Below are 16,836 nucleotides of genomic sequence, written 5' to 3' on the forward strand. Positions count from 1 at the left end.
AAATTAATATATGAAAACTTGGTTAGACAAATGGGAGCCCGAAGATGAAGCATTTTGGAGTTCTACCGGAAGTAAAATTGCTTGGAGGACATTAACAATAACAACAATAACTTTAGTATTATCATTTGCCTCATGGTTTATGATGAGTGTTATAGCGGTTAAATTACCAGGATTAGGGTTTCGTTTTACTAAAGATCAACTTTTCTGGCTAACAGCAATTCCTGGATTAGCTGCCGGAATCTTAAGAATTATTCACACTTTTATATTACCAATATTTGGAACGCGACATATAGTGTCGATTGCTACACTTATTAAATTAATTCCTGTAATCGGGATTGGTTTTGCAGTGATGGATGTAAATACTCCATTTTGGGTATTTGCAGTTTTAGCTTTTACTACAGGTTTTGGAGGTGGAGATTTCTCCTCTTATATGCCAAGTACAAGTTTATTTTTCCCTAAAAGACTTAAAGGTACAGCACTTGGAATTCAGGCAGGTATTGGGAATTTTGGTGTTTCGGTAGCACAATTTGTGACACCACTTATTATAAGTGTTAGTATTTTTGGAGCTGCATCAGTATTTACAAGTATTGATCATAAAGAAGCAATAGTCGTTTTTCAGAATGCTAGTATTGAAAAACAAAAAGAGGTTTTTGCTGCATTAGATCCTGAGGTACAAGCTAGAATATTGACCAATGTAAAGAAAACTGTTATTGACTCTGTAAGTACATCAATACAATCAGATGATAAAGTGGCTCTTTTTACGTCACTGCCTTTAAAAGCAAAAGCTAAGGCTATTGCAAATGCAAACCCAAAAATGGCTGAAAAAATATTAAATGATATCAGTCCAAAAAATACAGCGGTTAATAATAAAGAAATCTATTTACAGTCGGCTGCATTTTGGTATGCTCCCTTTTTAATATTATTGTCTATTATAAGTTGGTTTTACTTAAAAAGTATTCCAATGAAAGCATCTGTTAAAGAGCAATTAGATATTTTTTCAAACAAGCATACTTGGTATTGTACAATTACTTACGTAATGACTTTTGGAACTTTCGCTGGTTTATCTGCAGCTTTCCCGTTAATGATTAAGTTTTTATATGGAGATTTCCCTAATGCGCCAGATCCTTTAGTTTATGCTTTTTACGGACCACTTATAGGTTCTGCGAGCCGTATTGCATTTGGTTTTGTTGCAGATAAAGTGGGAGGAGCTATACTTACTACAATTACTGGTTTAGGAATTTTAGCAGGAGCAATTATTTTAGTTACAGAAGGGTTAGTAGCACCAACAAGTATGGATCAATTTCCTCTTTTTGTAACAGTAATTTTAGCGATGTTCTTTTTTACCGGAATTGGAAACGCAGGTACGTTTAGACAATACCCAATTATTTTTGCCGAAAACCAACGTCAGGCAGCTGGAGTTATTGGTTGGACAGCAGCAATCGCAGCATTTGGGCCATTTATCTTTTCTAAATTAATAGGAAACAATCTTTCTGCTAATGGTACTGTAAATCAATTCTTTATTGGCGTTGCTATTTTCACTATATTAGCTACAGGTATCAATTGGTGGTTTTATAATCGTAAAGGTTGTGAGAAACCGAGTTAATAAGTAATTCATTAAATTTTAATTAAGGATGAAAAATAAAACTTTTAATACCAAAGCTTTACTTGTTGCAACTCTTGTATCTGCATTAACTATAGTACTTGTGTTTTACGGGTCGAGACAATTGCAAAATTTTGATGCTGCACTAGTTACTTATTTATTCGGAACTGTGTTTGCCTTCTTCGGAATCGTATATCGTTATTCAGTTTGGTTACAACGCCCACCCACATGGATGTATTTTAAGCGTAGTATCAAGTTTCTATTTACAGGAAAAATATTCTCCCATTTATGGTTTTTAGGAAAAGAATCGGTAGAGAATATTGTTGTTCAGAAATTCATTTACCCAAGAAGTAAATACCGTTGGATAGCACACTTTTGTATTGCATTAGGTTGTATGTCGGCATTTGCAATAACAATTCCGCTTACGTTCGGATGGATACATTTTACTTTGGCACCAGATTCTATTTCAATTTATGAAGCCCATTTTTTTGGATTTAAAATGATGGATTTCAAAATAGGATCATTTATGGCATTCATGATTTTTCATGCTTTAAACTGGTCATCTTGGTTAGTTATAATTGGATCAGTTTATTATTTGCGAAGACGATTAACAAATCCGGGTTTAATAGCTACGCAATCTTTTGAGGGCGATTTATTACCACTTATTTTATTAATCGCAATATCAGTTACAGGATTATGTCTTACCTATTCTTATCAATTTATGAAAGGATTTGCGTTTGATTTCCTGGCTGTAATTCATGCCGTAACAGTAATTATGTTTTTAATATGGATTCCTTTCGGGAAATTCTTCCATATCATTCAGCGTCCAGCCCAGATTGGAGCTCATATTTACAAGAAAGAAGGAATGAAAAAAGGGATGGCAGTTTGTCCGCATACAGGAGAAGAATTTACAACTCAGTTGCATGTTGATGATTTAAAAATAGTAACCAAACAATTAGGATTTGATTTTACACACGAAGATGGAACTTCACACCTTGATTTAAGTCCAGAAGGAAAAAGATCCCGTTTGGCGCAAGCACATTTAAGAGCTAGATTAGAAAGTGGCGGAAGCTTATTTGGATAATTTTTTAAAAGTATACAGTCACGGTTTTCAGTCACAGTTTTAAACTTTGAACTTTAAACTTGAAACAAAATAAAACAAAATAAACATGGCAAAATTACCTGTATCAACCGAGAAGATAATTGAAGATTTTGGACCGCATTTAAATTATGCTCCCAAAGATGGTTACGAAGGTAGAGATGAACCAGATGAAATAGTAAAAACGCATTGTTGTTTTTGCGGAATGCAATGTGGTATTCAACTATTAGTAAAAGAAAATAAAGTAGTAGGATTTGAACCTTGGATGGAGTTTCCTTTTAACGAAGGTCGTTTGTGTCCAAAAGGAGTACAGCGATATTTACAAAATAATCATCCCGACCGACTTTTACATCCTATAAAAAGAGTAGAAGGAAAAGGCTTTGAGAAAACTACTTGGGATGAAGCAATGGATAAAACCGTATCTGAAATAAAAAGAATTCAGGAAAAATATGGCAAGCATGCTTTTTCTATGTTATCTGGAGTTTCACTTTCTAACGAAAAAAGTTATTTGGTAGGAAAGTTTGCGCGTGTAGCGTTAAAAACTAGAAACCTGGATTATAACGGAAGACTTTGTATGGTGAGTGCAGGAGCAGGAAATAAAAAAGCTTTTGGATTAGACCGCGCTTCAAATAATTATTCTGATTTAGAATATGCCGAAGTAATTATTGTTAGTGGTGCAAACATTAGCGAAACCTTCCCAACATTAACTCATTGGATTTGGAAAGCCAGAGATAGAGGAGCTAAACTTATAGTTATAGATCCTAGAATGATTCCGTTGGCAAGAACAGCAGATATTCATTTAGACATAAAACCTGGAACCGACTCGGCATTATATGGTGCGATGCTAAAATATTTGGTAGATCACGATATGTTAGATCATGATTTTATAGATAATTATACATCAGGTTTTCAGGAAACAATCGATGCTGTAAAAGATTATACCTTAGAATGGGCAGAGGAAATTACAGGAATTGATAAAAATAAAATTAAAGCTGCGGCAGAATTATGGGGTAAAGCCAAAACGAGCTTTTTGCTTCACGCACGCGGAATCGAACAACATACTAAAGGAGTTGATAATGTAGTAGGATGCATAAATTTAGTTCTGGCAACAGGAAGACTAGGCAGACCTTACTGCGGATATGGAACAATAACCGGACAAGGAAACGGACAAGGAGGAAGAGAGCACGGACATAAATGCGATCAACTACCAGGAAATAGAGATATCGAAAATCCGGAACACCGTAAATACATATCACAAGTTTGGGGAATCGATGAAAAAGATATGCCAGGAAAAGGACTATCAGCTTACGAAATCATTGATGCTATTCATAGAGGAGAAATAAAAGGATTACTTTCTATTTGTTTTAATCCGTTGGTATCATTACCAAATAATAGCTATGTAAGAGAAGCACTTGAAAAATTAGAGTTTTATGTTTGTATCGATTTCTTCTTGAATGAAACTGCCCGTCATGCGGATATTGTTCTTGCAGGATCTTTGCAAGAAGAAGAAGAAGGAACAACTACATCGGCAGAAGGAAGAGTAATCCGAATTCGCCAAGCAGTTACTCCTCCTGGAGATGCAAGAACAGATACTTCTATTTTCTTAGAATTAGCAAAAAGACTGGGTGAAGAAGACAAGTTTACTTATGAAAATAGTGAAGCTATTTTTAATGAGCTTCGAGTTGCCTCAAAAGGAGGAACAGCAGATTATTTTGGAATATCTTATAAAAAAATAGAAGATAATATGGGAGTTTTCTGGCCTTGTCCAACAGATGATCATCCGGGAACACCTAGATTATGGGAAGATAAAGTATTTTGTACTCCAGATAAGAAAGCTCATTTTAATCCGGCACCATATAGATTACCAAGTGAAGTTACAGATGATAAATATCCGATAACGCTTACAACTGGGCGTGTGGTTTCTCAATATCTTAGTGGAACACAAACACGAAGAATAGGGAAGTTAGTAGATCAAATTCCAGAACCTTTATTAGAAATTCATCCTGAGCTGGCTTTGAAATACGGAATTAAACAGCGTGAATTAGTGCGAGTTGAAACCCGAAGAGGAGAAGGGATTTTTCCAGCAAATATTGTTGAGACAATCCGAAAAGATACAATTTTCATCCCTTATCATTGGCCGGGAGCAAAATCAGCAAATCAATTAACAATCGGAACTTTAGATCCAGTTTCTAAAATGCCAGAATTTAAAGTTTGTGCCTGTTTATTGGATCCACAAGGAATAATTGCGCCACCATCTACAGAATCTGAAGCTTATGCAAGTATTTAATCTATAAAAACGTGACTATGAACCAAACTAATTTTAATACAAATGAAGAGTTTTTTGTAGATCTGCAGCGTTGTATTGGTTGTAAGGCTTGCGAAATGGCTTGTGCCGAATGTGAAACTAACGGGCAAGAATCATTGATCAGTGTGAACTATGTTGAGCGTTCATCAACAATTCAAACTACCGTACAGGTTTGTATGCATTGTGAAGATCCAGTATGTGCAAACGTATGTCCAGCCGATGCAATCTCACAAGACGAATTCGGAATCGTACATACTGCCAATACCGAAAGATGTATTGGTTGCTCAAACTGCGTGATGGCATGTCCGTTTGGAGTGCCTAAAAAGATGGAAGAGTACGATTTAATGATGAAATGTACGATGTGTTATGATAGAACAAGTGTGGGTAAAAAACCAATGTGTGCAACTGTTTGTCCTAGTGGAGCTTTATTTTACGGAACAAGAGCCGAAATTGAAGAAATGAGACCAAACAGTACACCAATCAACACATTCATCTTCGGAAAAGAAGTAGTAAATACCAAAGTAAACATTATGATGCCTAAAGGCAGTAATGAATTAAGAATATATTAAATCTAAAATCCATGTCAAAAGAAGATAATTTAAATCAAAACTGGAAAAAAGATTTCCCAATAAAAAAGCAAGAATCTACTCAGGTAAGCCGACGTGATTTTGCTAAATTCCTAACATTTGTGTCAGGAGGATTAATGGTAGGTAGCGGATTTGTTGCTGCAAAAGCCTATTTATTACCAAAAGAAGGAGTGCAAGGAGAGCATTTTATTTGCAATAAAGATGAAGTTCCTGTAGGAGGAACAAGAGGATTTGTAATAGAAGGAAGTACAGTACCCTATATTTTGATACATCTGGAAAATGGAGATTTCAAAGCATACGAACAAAAATGTACGCATTTGTCTTGTTCTGTATTTTATAAACCAGGAACAGGAATAATTCATTGTCCTTGTCATGATGGTTCATTTGATGCTGCGACTGGAGATGTAATTTCTGGACCTCCGCCTAGAGCATTACCAAAATTAGAAGTGTTTTTTAAAGATAAAGGCGTTTTTGTAAAAGAATTTGTAGAACAGAAAGAAAGCTAGAGCAACCCTAAAAAAATAGTAGTATGAGTACTTTTAGAAGAAGTCAGAATCGTGCCAATCCAAATAAGTTGAACAATATACTTTCGACACTAATTTTTATTTTAATCTTAAATGTAAGTATCCAAATTTGGTTGTTATATGCTTCCCTGAACAACGCGTTGGATAATAACACAGAAATATTATTGCCTGCATTTATAGCTTCTGCTGTATTGTTTTTAATTGGGTTTTCATGGATGTATTATTTGCCACAAGGAAACTTTAAAAAGAAATAAGATATTTCTACAATTGTAATTGCTTAATATATAGGTTTAAAAACGAGTTTATACCTGTAAATGTCTTTGAATACCTTTGTCAAAGTTTTGAATTTTGACAAAGGTTGTGTTAATTTAGAACACAGTATTTAATGAATTAAGCTTAAATTTATACTCCTTAGAAATTTTAAATTAGTAAAGATTTCTACCAAATTAAAATACTTGTATTTGTAATACGTATTTTTACTTATATAAAACATCAACATGATTCAAGTAGATAAAGCCTTATCCATTATTGCTGACAACAGTATTAAAATGCCAGTTCGTAAAATAAAAGTGAGTAAATCACTTGGTTATATACTTGCCGAAACGGTTTATGCACCTATTGCAATGCCACCATTTCGTCAATCGGCTATGGATGGTTATGCTTTTACACATTCAGATAATAAGCAATATGATGTAATTGGTATTTCGCAAGCAGGAGATAGTGATAAGCATAAGATAAAAGCCAATCAGGCAATACGAATTTTTACTGGAGCATTTGTACCAGATTCTGTAGATACAGTAGTAATGCAAGAGCATGTTACTGTCGATGGAGATTCGATTACGATAGATAAAATGCCAGAACCTAATGCAAATGTCAGAGCAAAAGGCGAACAGGTTAATGAAGGTGATATCATGCTCGAAAAAGATACGCTATTAACTCCAGCAGGAATTGGTTTTCTGACCTGTTTAGGAATTAGAGAAGTTACAGTGTATAGTAAGCCAAAAGTAGCCATTCTTGTTACAGGAAATGAATTGGTACAACCAGGTAAAAAATTAAAATTAGGAAAGATTTTCGAGAGTAATTCGATTATGCTACAAGCTGCTCTTGAAACTGCAGGAATTAAAAAAGTAAAAGTTTTTAGAGTAAAAGATAATTTAAAAGCCACTAAAAAAGTTCTGAAAAAGCTTTTAGAAAAATACGATATGATTCTTGTTTCGGGAGGGATTTCGGTTGGAGACTATGATTTTGTTAAAGAAGCTTTATTAAAAAATGGAGTAGAAGAGTTGTTTTATAAAATAAACCAAAAGCCAGGAAAACCATTGTTCTTTGGAAATAAAGAAGAAAAATTAGTTTTTGCATTACCAGGAAATCCAGCATCGTCACTTACCAGTTTTTATGTGTATGTTTTACCAGCACTAAAAAAAATGATGGGATTTGAGGATATTCATTTAAAAAGAATTGTTAGAAAACTAAGTACAGCAGTAATTAATACTACAGGGAAAACATTATTTTTAAAAGCGCTATATAATGAAACTCATGTAAGTGTATTAGATAGCCAAAGCTCGGCAATGTTAAATACTTTTGCTACAGCAAATTCTTTGCTTTTTGTACCTTACGACAGTACAGAAATTAAAAAAGATGAAGATGTAATCTTGTTACCATTAGATTAAATATAATTATGAACATATTAACGACCGAAAATTTAATCATTTTTAGCATTGCACTTGTAGTAATTGCTTTTTTATACTCAAGTGTTGGTCATGGCGGAGCCTCAGGCTATTTGGCACTTATGGCAATTTTTGCCTTCCCGATTGGTATAATGAAACCTTCGGCGCTGTTGCTTAATTTGTTTGTGTCCAGTATCTCTTTCTTCTTTTATTATAAGATGAATTATTTTAAGCCCAAGCTCTTTTATCCTTTTGCAATAGCATCGATTCCAGCGGCTTTTATAGGAGGATTTATAACATTAGATAGTACGGTTTACAAAGTAATATTAGGATTAGTTTTGGTATTTGCAGCGTTTAGATTATTTGGTTTTTTTAATTTTAAAGAAAAAGAAGCTGTAGTAATTAAACTTCCTTTTGCATTGGCTTTAGGATTTGGAATAGGATTATTATCAGGAATGCTAGGAATCGGAGGCGGAATTATATTAAGTCCGATTTTATTATTTTTAGGTTGGGCATCAGTTAAAGAGTCCGCAGCGGTTTCAAGTCTATTTATTTTCGTAAATTCACTAGCGGGAATAACAGGTTATTTTCTAGGAGGAAAAACCATTCCAATAGATAGTTTTTATTTAGTACCAATTGCAGTTTTTGGAGGAATCTTAGGTGGTTATTACGGAAGTGGATATTTCTCTAACAAAACATTAAAATATGTTTTAGGAGTTGTTATTCTGCTCGCAAGTGTAAAATTGATATTTCCATAGGATAATAAATATTTATTTAACACATAGAAACATAGGTTTATGGGTTAATAAAGAACACAAAAAGAAATACATTTCTTTCACATAGTTAGCTCTGTGTTTTATAAATAAGTGAAACGCCTTTTTAAGAGTACAAAAATCTATGTTTCTATGTGTTAAAAAAGAAAAAGATTTAATTTATATATGATGTGATATGAAAGATCTGGCAGTTTTTATTCTATGTGGAGGAAAAAGTTCCCGGATGCAATCTGAGAAAGGATTAGTATTGTTTAAAGGCAAACCCTTTATAGAACATATCATTCAGGCTATTGTGCCTATTACAAATAACATACACTTGGTTACAAATGGAAATGATTATGACTATTTGGAGTATAATAAAATAAGTGATATCGAAATTGATAAAGGTCCGTTGGGAGGAATTTATACTGCTTTGTATCATTCAGAAAGTGAATTTAGCATGATTTTGAGTTGTGATATTCCTTTGATATCTACCGAATTATTATCTGAGTTAATCGAAAAACATGATGAAGAAGCAGCGATTACTGTTTTATCATCAGAGAGCCGAATGCATCCTTTGATTGGGATTTATGCTAAAAAAAATCTTCCAATTATTAAAGAAGCAATTGCCCAAGGAGATTTAAAATTAATGAATCTGATAGCCAAAGTGCCACATCAAATTATAACTTTCGACGAAAGTCAAAGTCTTAATTTTACGAATATAAATTCGCCAGACGAATTAAATGATCTTAATGCCAATTTAAACTCGATGTTATGAAAATATCATTAAGACCTAAGTTAACCGTAGTAGGAGCAGGGCCAGGCGATGTAGAGTTAATTACGATAAAAGCAATAAAAGCATTACAAAATGCCGATGTGGTTTTGTATGATGCTTTGGTAAACGAAGAATTATTAAAATATGCTACAAATGCAGAAATTGTTTTTGTAGGGAAACGTTTGGGATGCCATGCGTATAGTCAGGATCAGATAAATGAATTAATTGTATCAATGGCTGATCGTTATGGTCATGTAGTTCGGTTAAAAGGAGGAGATTCTTTTGTATTTGGGCGTGGGATTGAAGAAATAGAATATGCTCAAAAGTTTAATTTGGAAACAGCTGTTGTTCCCGGAATTTCATCGGCTTTAGGAGTTCCTGCTACAAACGGAATTAGTTTGACACAAAGAGAAATAGCCGAAAGTTTTTGGGTTATTACAGGAACAACTGCAGATCATAAATTATCAAAGGATATAAATTTAGCTTCCCAATCGGCAGCAACGGTTGTTATCCTTATGGGAATGCATAAGCTAGGTGAAATAATTGCTTTATATCAAAAAAACAGAACGGATGATTTGCCTATTACGGTTATTCAAAACGGAACAAAAGAGAATCAAAAGAAAGTAACAGGAACGATTAGTACAATTGTTCAACAGGTTAAAGATAAAGAAATAACTTCGCCAGCAATAATAGTTATTGGTGAAGTAGTAAGAAATATATTAGAACTAAACTCCTACTTTGAAGAATACTTAGAAGATGAGTTTATTTATCAGAATTTAAATTTAAAGCCATGATAGAGGTTAAATATTTTGGTGCTGTCGCAGAAAAAACAAATTGCCCAACAGAAAAAGTTCCTTTGGGGAATTTGTCATTGGAACAATTATTAAACGATTTAGATAAAAAATATCAGTTAAATACACTCTCGTTTAGTATAGCAATCAATCAGAAGATAGTTCCCAAAACAACTGTTTATGAATTAAAAAGCAATGATATTATTGCTTTATTACCACCTTTTGCAGGTGGATAAATACATTTAATATGTCAGCATCACGTTATAATCGACAAATTATACTTCCTGAAGTGGGAGAAATTGGTCAGCAAAAATTATTTAAAGCCAAAGTATTGATAATTGGTGCAGGAGGTTTAGCATCGGCTATATTACCTTATTTGGCTGCTGCGGGAGTTGGAGAAATAGGAATTGTAGATGATGATGTAATCGAGTTGAGTAATTTGCATCGTCAGGTTATTTATAAAAATGACGCAGTTGGAAATAGTAAAGTGCTAGAGGCAAAACGCATGGCGACCGAATTAAATCCAACAGTTAAAATAAACGCTATATCCGAAAGACTTTCGGGAGAAAATGCACTTGATTTATTTAAGTATTATGATATAATAGTTGATGCGACAGATAATCTATCAACAAAATATCTTATAAACGATGCCTGTTGCGTTGTAAAGAAACCATTAGTTTATGGTTCTATTTATAGATTTGAAGGGCAAGTTTCAGTCTTTAATTATAAAAACGGACCTACGTATCGTTGTTTATATCCAGATGAAAACAGCCAATCTTTGAATTGTAATGATGCAGGAGTAATTGGAATTTCGGTAGGGATTATCGGAATGTTACAAGCAAATGAAGTCATAAAAATGATTTTAGGAATAGGCGAGGTGCTGAGCGGTAAAATACTGGTTTATAATTTATTGAATAATGAACAGCAAAAGTATGACTTTGAAAAGAAGGAAAATTTAGTTATCGATAAATCTGTTTTTGAAGCAAAATATAAAGTAATCAAAAATCAAGCAGAAGAAATTACTGTCGAAACAGTTTTGAATCAAATAGATTTTGAAGAGATACTTTTTTTAGATGTTAGAAATTTAGGAGAACTTCCAGAAATTAATCTCAAAAATAGAGTCCAGATTCCGTTATCGAGATTAGAAGATGAAATAGGAAAACTGAATAAAAATCAAATTATTTATGTTTTCTGTCAATCAGGAATAAGAAGTAAAATGGCAGTTGAATTGCTTAGTAAGAATCAGTTCAAAAATGTAAAAAGTATAATCGGAGGAGCTTTGGCACTGAATCAATTATTGAAAGAAGGTTCAAAGGCTTTTTAAAAGGAACAAAGGTTCAAAGGTTTTAAAAAAAGGCTCTAAGTTGCTAAGGATCTGAGATTCTAAGTTTTTAAGCTTTGCAAACTTTGCGGTTAATTTTTTAGCATAGATTTCAAAGATTAAAAGGATTAAAAAAATCTGTGAGAATCTGTGTAATCAGTGGCAAAAAGTTTTTTAAAAAATAATTCGTGGCAAATAAAAATAAAAAATAATGAGTAAAAATGTATTTGTAGAAGGACCAATTTCTTCTGAGTTTATCGCCGAATCTATTGCGAAACATCAATCGAAACATACTATTGGTGCACATAATATTTTTTTAGGGCAGGTTCGTGCCGATGTAATTCATGAGAACACTGTAGTCGCCATTGATTATTCGGCTTATACAGATATGGCAAATGAAGCTTTGCATGCAATTAGAGAAAAAGCGTTTGCCAAATATGATTTAACATGTATGCATATTTATCATAGTTTGGGTGTAGTAAAAGCAGGTGAAATTTGTTTATTTGTTTTTGTTTCGGCTACAAGGCGCAAACAAGTTTATGAAGCTACAGAAGCTATTGTAAATTGGATAAAAACCGATGTGCCTATTTTTGGCAAAGAATTATTTGAAAACGATACTTTCACCTGGAAGCAAAATACCTAGAAAATGGTTGATATTACCCATAAAATAAATACATTACGTTCAGCAACAGCAACAGCAATTGTAAAAGTGAGTCAACAAGCGACTATAGATGCAGTTGTTAATAATTTAGTACCAAAAGGGAATGTTATGGAAATGGCAAAAACAGCAGGATTATTTGCTGTAAAAAACACCCATTTATCCATTCCGGATTGTCATCCTATTCCAATCGAATTTACATCTGTAGAATATAAAATTGAGGGTTTAACTATCGAAATTATATTTAAAGTTAAAACAGTTTACAAAACAGGAGTAGAGGTCGAAGCAATGCACGGAGCGTCGATTGTGGCGCTTACAATGTATGATATGCTTAAACCGATTGATAAAGAGATTGAGATTTCGACAATAAAATTAATTAATAAAGAAGGAGGAAAATCGTCATTTAAGAACCGTTTTCCAGCAACTATAAAAGCGGCAGTTTTTGTATGTTCTGATTCTATTTTTGCAGGTGATAAAGAAGACCGTTCAGGTAAAATCATTGTCGAAAAACTAGAATCTTATGGAGTAGAAACGGCACATTACGAGATTATTCCTGATGAGGTTGATATTATTCAGGAAAGAACTAAAGCTTACGCAAAAGAGAATCAGTTAGTGATTTTTACAGGAGGAACAGGCTTGTCACCACGAGATGTAACTCCCGAAGCACTAGCGCCTTTATTAGAAAGTCGTATTCCGGGTATTGAAGAAGCAGTTCGTAACTATGGGCAACAACGTATGCCGTATGCCATGTTATCACGCACAGTTGCAGGAACTTTAGGGAAGACTTTGGTTTTGGCTTTGCCAGGATCAACTAATGGAGCCAGAGAATCTATGGACGCTATTTTTCCGCATGTTTTACATGTATTTCATATTTTAAAAGGCAATAATCATGATGCCAAATAACACAGTTTTAACCGATGATTTTGGGCGTAAGCACAACTATTTGCGTATTTCTCTTATTGAAAAATGCAATTTGCGTTGTACCTATTGCATGCCTGCTGACGGAATTACATTAACTCCGAAAAATGAGTTAATGACTGCCAATGAGGTATTTGCTATTGCTCAAACTTTTGTACAAAACGGTGTTGACAAAATCCGATTAACAGGAGGGGAGCCACTTTTAAGAAAGGATTTTCCTGAAATTATTTCAAAATTAGCCACTTTTAATATTAAACTGTCTCTTACCACCAACGGTATTTTGATAGATAGACATTTAGACGTTTTAAAGCAATTTAATGTTCGGGACATTAATTTGAGTCTGGATACTTTAATTGCTTCAAAATTTAATTCTATAACGCTTCGTAATCAGTTTGAGAAAGTAATTGACAACTTACATTTACTTTTAAACAATGATTTTAATGTAAAAGTAAATGTCGTTCTGATAAAAGGATTTAATGATGATGAGGTTATCGATTTTATCAAATTAACGAAGTTTTTACCCTTATCAATTCGGTTCATTGAGTTTATGCCTTTTGCAGGAAATGCATGGGATAAAAGCAAAATGGTTTCCCAAAAACAAATTTTAGAGACTCTTTCGAATCATTATAATCCATCTGAAATTGAAAAGTTAGAGGATGAAAAAAACTTCACAGCCAGAACTTTTAAAATAAAAGATTATCAAGGAAGTTTCGGAATTATCAGTTCGGTTACAAATCCGTTTTGTGATAGTTGTAATAGAATCCGCCTTACGGCAAATGGTAAAATAAAAAACTGTTTGTTCTCTAATGCCGAAACCGATTTATTAACTCCACTTAGGAATGGTGAAACAATCACCGATTTGATTTCTGCTGCCATTGATAGTAAGAAAAAAGTAAGAGCAGGAATGACTACAATAAAGGAATTGAACAACCCAAGTTTAAACCAGGACAATCGTAGTATGATTGCTATTGGGGGGTAGTTTTTTTTTGAGGTTTTGAGGCTCAGAGGTTCAAAGGTTTTTGAGGGACAAAGATTCAGAGGTTCAAAGATGCAAAGGTTTTTTGTAGAGACGCACCGCAGTGCGTCTACGCAATATTGGGTTATTTATAATGCAAGCCCAAATTTGTCTTTCTGACGTAGGAAGAATCTCAGCGAGTGGCTCGACAATTTAGTATAAGTTTGTGTTAGTTTCTTGTGGAGACCCTTCGTTCCTCAGGGTGACAAGATTGGAGAGAAAAAGGAACAGAGGTTCAAAGGTTTTTGAGGCTCAAAAGGACAAAGGTTCTGAGTTTAAGTCAGGGTTATAATTCCTTTCATTTTTTAAATTCTATCATATTGTCATAGCTCACGGTTTCAACCGTGTGATACGGATTGTGATAATGCATTAAAACCGTTGGCAATGTTTATAATATGTTATTTGTGCTTGGAATTTTTACAAAGTGATTAGACTAATTTACGCAAAACACCTTTGTCAAAGTTCAAAACTTTGACAAAGGTTAGAAGGTTAACAGATTGATCTACATACAGAATAAGCAAAGTCTTAGCATCTCCAAACAAAAAAGGGCTCAACTTTTTAAAGTTAAACCCTATTTTAATTATTTCTTCTTTTTCGATTTCGATTTCGATTTTTTTGCCTTCTTTTTTGCTATTTTTTTCGCCTTAGCTTTTTCTTTAGCTTTCTTAGTTTTTTCTTTCTTTTTGGCTTTTGCTTTAAGTTTTGCTTTTTTAGCTTTTTCTTTCTTTTTATCCTTCTTAGCTTTTTCTTTTTTCTTAGCTAATTTCTTTTTTTCTTTCTCTTTGTCCTTATCCTTGTCTTTCATCTTTTTCTTCTTTTTATCTTTTGATTTTTCTTTAATAATTTCTCCTATTGCATCAACTAAATTACCTGTACTTGGTGCTGTGCCTTTTTTCTCTTTTGGTGCTACAACAGGTTTCTCTACTATTGTTTTTTCTACAGTTTTTACAACTGGAGTAGCTGTTTTTTTAGCGGGAATAGTTTGAGGTATTTTTACTGGTGCAGGAGTTGTATCTGTAGTTTGTGCTTTAACAACAGGTTTTGCTGGTGTTGCTTTTTTTACAGGTGGTTTTGGTGCAACTTTTACTGGTGTTGTAGTTGCATTAGTTTGTGTTTTAACAACAGGTTTAGCTGTGGTTGTTTTTCTAACAGGAGCTTTTCTGGCTGGTGTTTTTGCTACTGGTTTTTTGTCTTCTACAATTGGTTGAACGTCATCTGTTTTGGGTAAATCAGTATTTTGAGTAATACCTTCTGTCGCTTTTTTTTCCATATGATATTGGCTTTATAATTGAAAACTTTTGAAGTTAGTAATGATGAAAGGTTAAGGATATGTCTAAATTGTTAACTTTCAGTTAAGTAAATATAATCAATATAAATGTACGGCAATGTTAAGTTTTTCCTCAATCATACGCTTTTGGATTATTTTACACATTATCTGCAAAAAAAATCCCCTTTGCTTTGAGGCAAAAGGGAAGTTATAAAATTGAGTTTAAAGAGGAGTACTTTACAAAAGGATTCTATTTTTTATAAGTAAAAATCCTTGGATTTACGGATATCATTAACCAAGCCCAGTTATTGGTATGTCCTGCATATCCAGGAGCTTTTAAAACTTCTAAAGTTTTAGTACCAAACATTTGAGAATAACCTCCTGTAAGTGTAATATCTTTTTTGAAATTGAATCCAGCTGTAAAGTCGACCTCAGTTCCTAAGTAGGAGTCCATTTTTTTGTTATCCACAACTACATCAGCAGCAGATAAGAATACGTGTGGCATTAATGCAAATTGCCATTTTTTTACATTGTAATTGAATTTTAAAGAAGCATCTTGTAAACCAACGCTGTTTTGATGACCTCCTCCAACATAAAAATAATCCATATAACCGTTGAATGCATGATTGGTACCAAAAATAGGGTTGAATGATTTGATAACTGTACTTCCGTCATTTGTATCTTTTCCTGATAGATATTCGTAACCAATACCAGCCTTAAATGAATCTGTTATACTGTATGCAAAGTTTACAGCTCCATCCCAGGCGCTAACTTGTTTGTCTGCACTTTTTCCGGTTTGACCGTAGAGACTTAAATTACCATCAATTTTTTTTGTTTTGTAAGTCAGATAAGTTCCAAAAGTTTGTTTGTAATCAATTAGTAGTTTTTTGTCGACATCATTATTCATATATTCATAACCAGTATTCAAAACTAATAGACTAACTCCTAATTTGTCTACATTAGTATGATACCATGCATATTGCATTGTTTTATAGTTACCTACTGTGTATGGAGTTTGAAAGTTGTTTTCGGCGTCAGAGTTATAGGCTAATCCCATATCAAGCTGATGGTTTTTAGGATGAAACGAAACCATTAAGGCATCGTGACTTTGTCCTTGTTGTAACCAGTCGATTTCTCCCATAATACGTTGATTGTCGTATGAAAGTACTTGACGTCCCGCTCTTGCGCTCCATTTTTCACTTATATCATATTGTGCCCATGCTTCAAAAAGGGCTACACCATTTGCATCTTTCGTTGTAGTTGTTCCCACATCTCCCCATGTTCTAACATTCTGTAAAGTTAATTTAACTTTTAGTTGGTCTTGCGCAAAGTTTAAATTTAATCTTGTACGTTGAGAAACAAAAGATGTTGCTTCCTGACCATATGGGATAAGAGTTTTATATCCGTTTCTATACTCATAGCGGGGTCTAAGCTGTAAATTTGCGTCAAACTCCTGTGCTTGCATATCAACGCTTATGCTTCCTAATATTAATAAAGCGATAATTTTAAATTTCTTCATAACTAAGTTATTTATATACAGTGTAAAATTAAAGGACA

The 16,836-nt window shown here is 33.5% G+C and carries 17 protein-coding genes; 15 read left to right on the plus strand and 2 right to left on the minus strand.

The window, feature by feature from the left end; translation table 11 throughout:
* Positions 1–10: 10 nt before the first annotated feature.
* From AC3IPI_RS13855 to moaA, 15 genes are all read left to right on the plus strand, one after another.
* Entirely contained in the window at positions 11–1,603 is a 1,593-nt protein-coding gene (locus tag AC3IPI_RS13855; RefSeq protein WP_039112848.1) for a magnesium transporter MgtE N-terminal domain-containing protein, read from the plus strand.
* A 28-nt stretch (positions 1,604–1,631) separates the two neighbouring features.
* Complete coding sequence (locus tag AC3IPI_RS13860) at positions 1,632–2,684, plus strand: MFS transporter (RefSeq protein WP_489153408.1); 1,053 nt, start codon at positions 1,632–1,634, stop codon at positions 2,682–2,684.
* 85 nt (positions 2,685–2,769) lie between these two features.
* On the plus strand, positions 2,770–4,986 hold the full coding sequence (locus AC3IPI_RS13865; protein WP_489153410.1) for a molybdopterin oxidoreductase family protein: 2,217 nt from the start codon (positions 2,770–2,772) through the stop codon (positions 4,984–4,986).
* A 17-nt stretch (positions 4,987–5,003) separates the two neighbouring features.
* Complete coding sequence (locus AC3IPI_RS13870; RefSeq protein ID WP_039112845.1) at positions 5,004–5,573, plus strand: 4Fe-4S dicluster domain-containing protein; 570 nt, start codon at positions 5,004–5,006, stop codon at positions 5,571–5,573.
* Between the two features lie 11 nt (positions 5,574–5,584).
* A complete protein-coding gene (locus AC3IPI_RS13875; protein WP_039112844.1) occupies positions 5,585–6,097 on the plus strand; it encodes a Rieske (2Fe-2S) protein in 513 nt (170 codons plus the stop codon).
* A gap of 23 nt (positions 6,098–6,120) precedes the next feature.
* A complete protein-coding gene (locus AC3IPI_RS13880) occupies positions 6,121–6,369 on the plus strand; it encodes a DUF6755 family protein (protein WP_039112843.1) in 249 nt (82 codons plus the stop codon).
* A gap of 243 nt (positions 6,370–6,612) precedes the next feature.
* Positions 6,613–7,785 (plus strand): molybdopterin molybdotransferase MoeA, encoded by a 1,173-nt coding sequence (locus tag AC3IPI_RS13885; RefSeq protein ID WP_489153413.1) that lies wholly within the window; start codon positions 6,613–6,615, stop codon positions 7,783–7,785.
* 8 nt (positions 7,786–7,793) lie between these two features.
* Complete coding sequence (locus AC3IPI_RS13890) at positions 7,794–8,540, plus strand: sulfite exporter TauE/SafE family protein (RefSeq protein WP_086895092.1); 747 nt, start codon at positions 7,794–7,796, stop codon at positions 8,538–8,540.
* Between the two features lie 190 nt (positions 8,541–8,730).
* Positions 8,731–9,312, plus strand: a complete 582-nt coding sequence (locus tag AC3IPI_RS13895) for a molybdenum cofactor guanylyltransferase (protein WP_409416105.1) — start codon at positions 8,731–8,733, stop codon at positions 9,310–9,312.
* Positions 9,309–10,103 (plus strand): uroporphyrinogen-III C-methyltransferase, encoded by a 795-nt coding sequence (cobA, locus tag AC3IPI_RS13900; RefSeq protein WP_489153416.1) that lies wholly within the window; start codon positions 9,309–9,311, stop codon positions 10,101–10,103. The genes AC3IPI_RS13895 and cobA overlap by 4 nt, the downstream gene beginning before the upstream one ends.
* Entirely contained in the window at positions 10,100–10,336 is a 237-nt protein-coding gene (locus tag AC3IPI_RS13905; protein ID WP_039112838.1) for a MoaD/ThiS family protein, read from the plus strand. The genes cobA and AC3IPI_RS13905 overlap by 4 nt, the downstream gene beginning before the upstream one ends.
* Before the next feature lie 11 nt (positions 10,337–10,347).
* Positions 10,348–11,424, plus strand: coding sequence for a molybdopterin-synthase adenylyltransferase MoeB (moeB, locus tag AC3IPI_RS13910; protein WP_489153418.1), 1,077 nt, complete (start codon positions 10,348–10,350; stop codon positions 11,422–11,424).
* A 208-nt stretch (positions 11,425–11,632) separates the two neighbouring features.
* Positions 11,633–12,064, plus strand: a complete 432-nt coding sequence (locus AC3IPI_RS13915; RefSeq protein WP_086895088.1) for a molybdenum cofactor biosynthesis protein MoaE — start codon at positions 11,633–11,635, stop codon at positions 12,062–12,064.
* Positions 12,065–12,067: 3 nt separating this feature from the next.
* Positions 12,068–12,982, plus strand: coding sequence for a bifunctional molybdenum cofactor biosynthesis protein MoaC/MoaB (gene moaCB / locus AC3IPI_RS13920; protein WP_489153420.1), 915 nt, complete (start codon positions 12,068–12,070; stop codon positions 12,980–12,982).
* Entirely contained in the window at positions 12,969–13,976 is a 1,008-nt protein-coding gene (gene moaA, locus AC3IPI_RS13925) for a GTP 3',8-cyclase MoaA (protein ID WP_489153422.1), read from the plus strand. Before moaCB ends, moaA begins: the two co-directional genes overlap by 14 nt.
* A gap of 616 nt (positions 13,977–14,592) precedes the next feature.
* Here moaA and AC3IPI_RS13930 read toward each other — a convergent pair.
* Together AC3IPI_RS13930 and AC3IPI_RS13935 are read right to left on the minus strand one after the other, a co-directional pair.
* Entirely contained in the window at positions 14,593–15,282 is a 690-nt protein-coding gene (locus AC3IPI_RS13930) for a hypothetical protein (protein WP_489153424.1), read from the minus strand.
* A gap of 247 nt (positions 15,283–15,529) precedes the next feature.
* Positions 15,530–16,798, minus strand: coding sequence for an alginate export family protein (locus AC3IPI_RS13935; RefSeq protein WP_489153426.1), 1,269 nt, complete (start codon positions 16,796–16,798; stop codon positions 15,530–15,532).
* Positions 16,799–16,836 lie beyond the last annotated feature (38 nt).

Source organism: Flavobacterium sp. GL_143 (assembly GCF_057834355.1).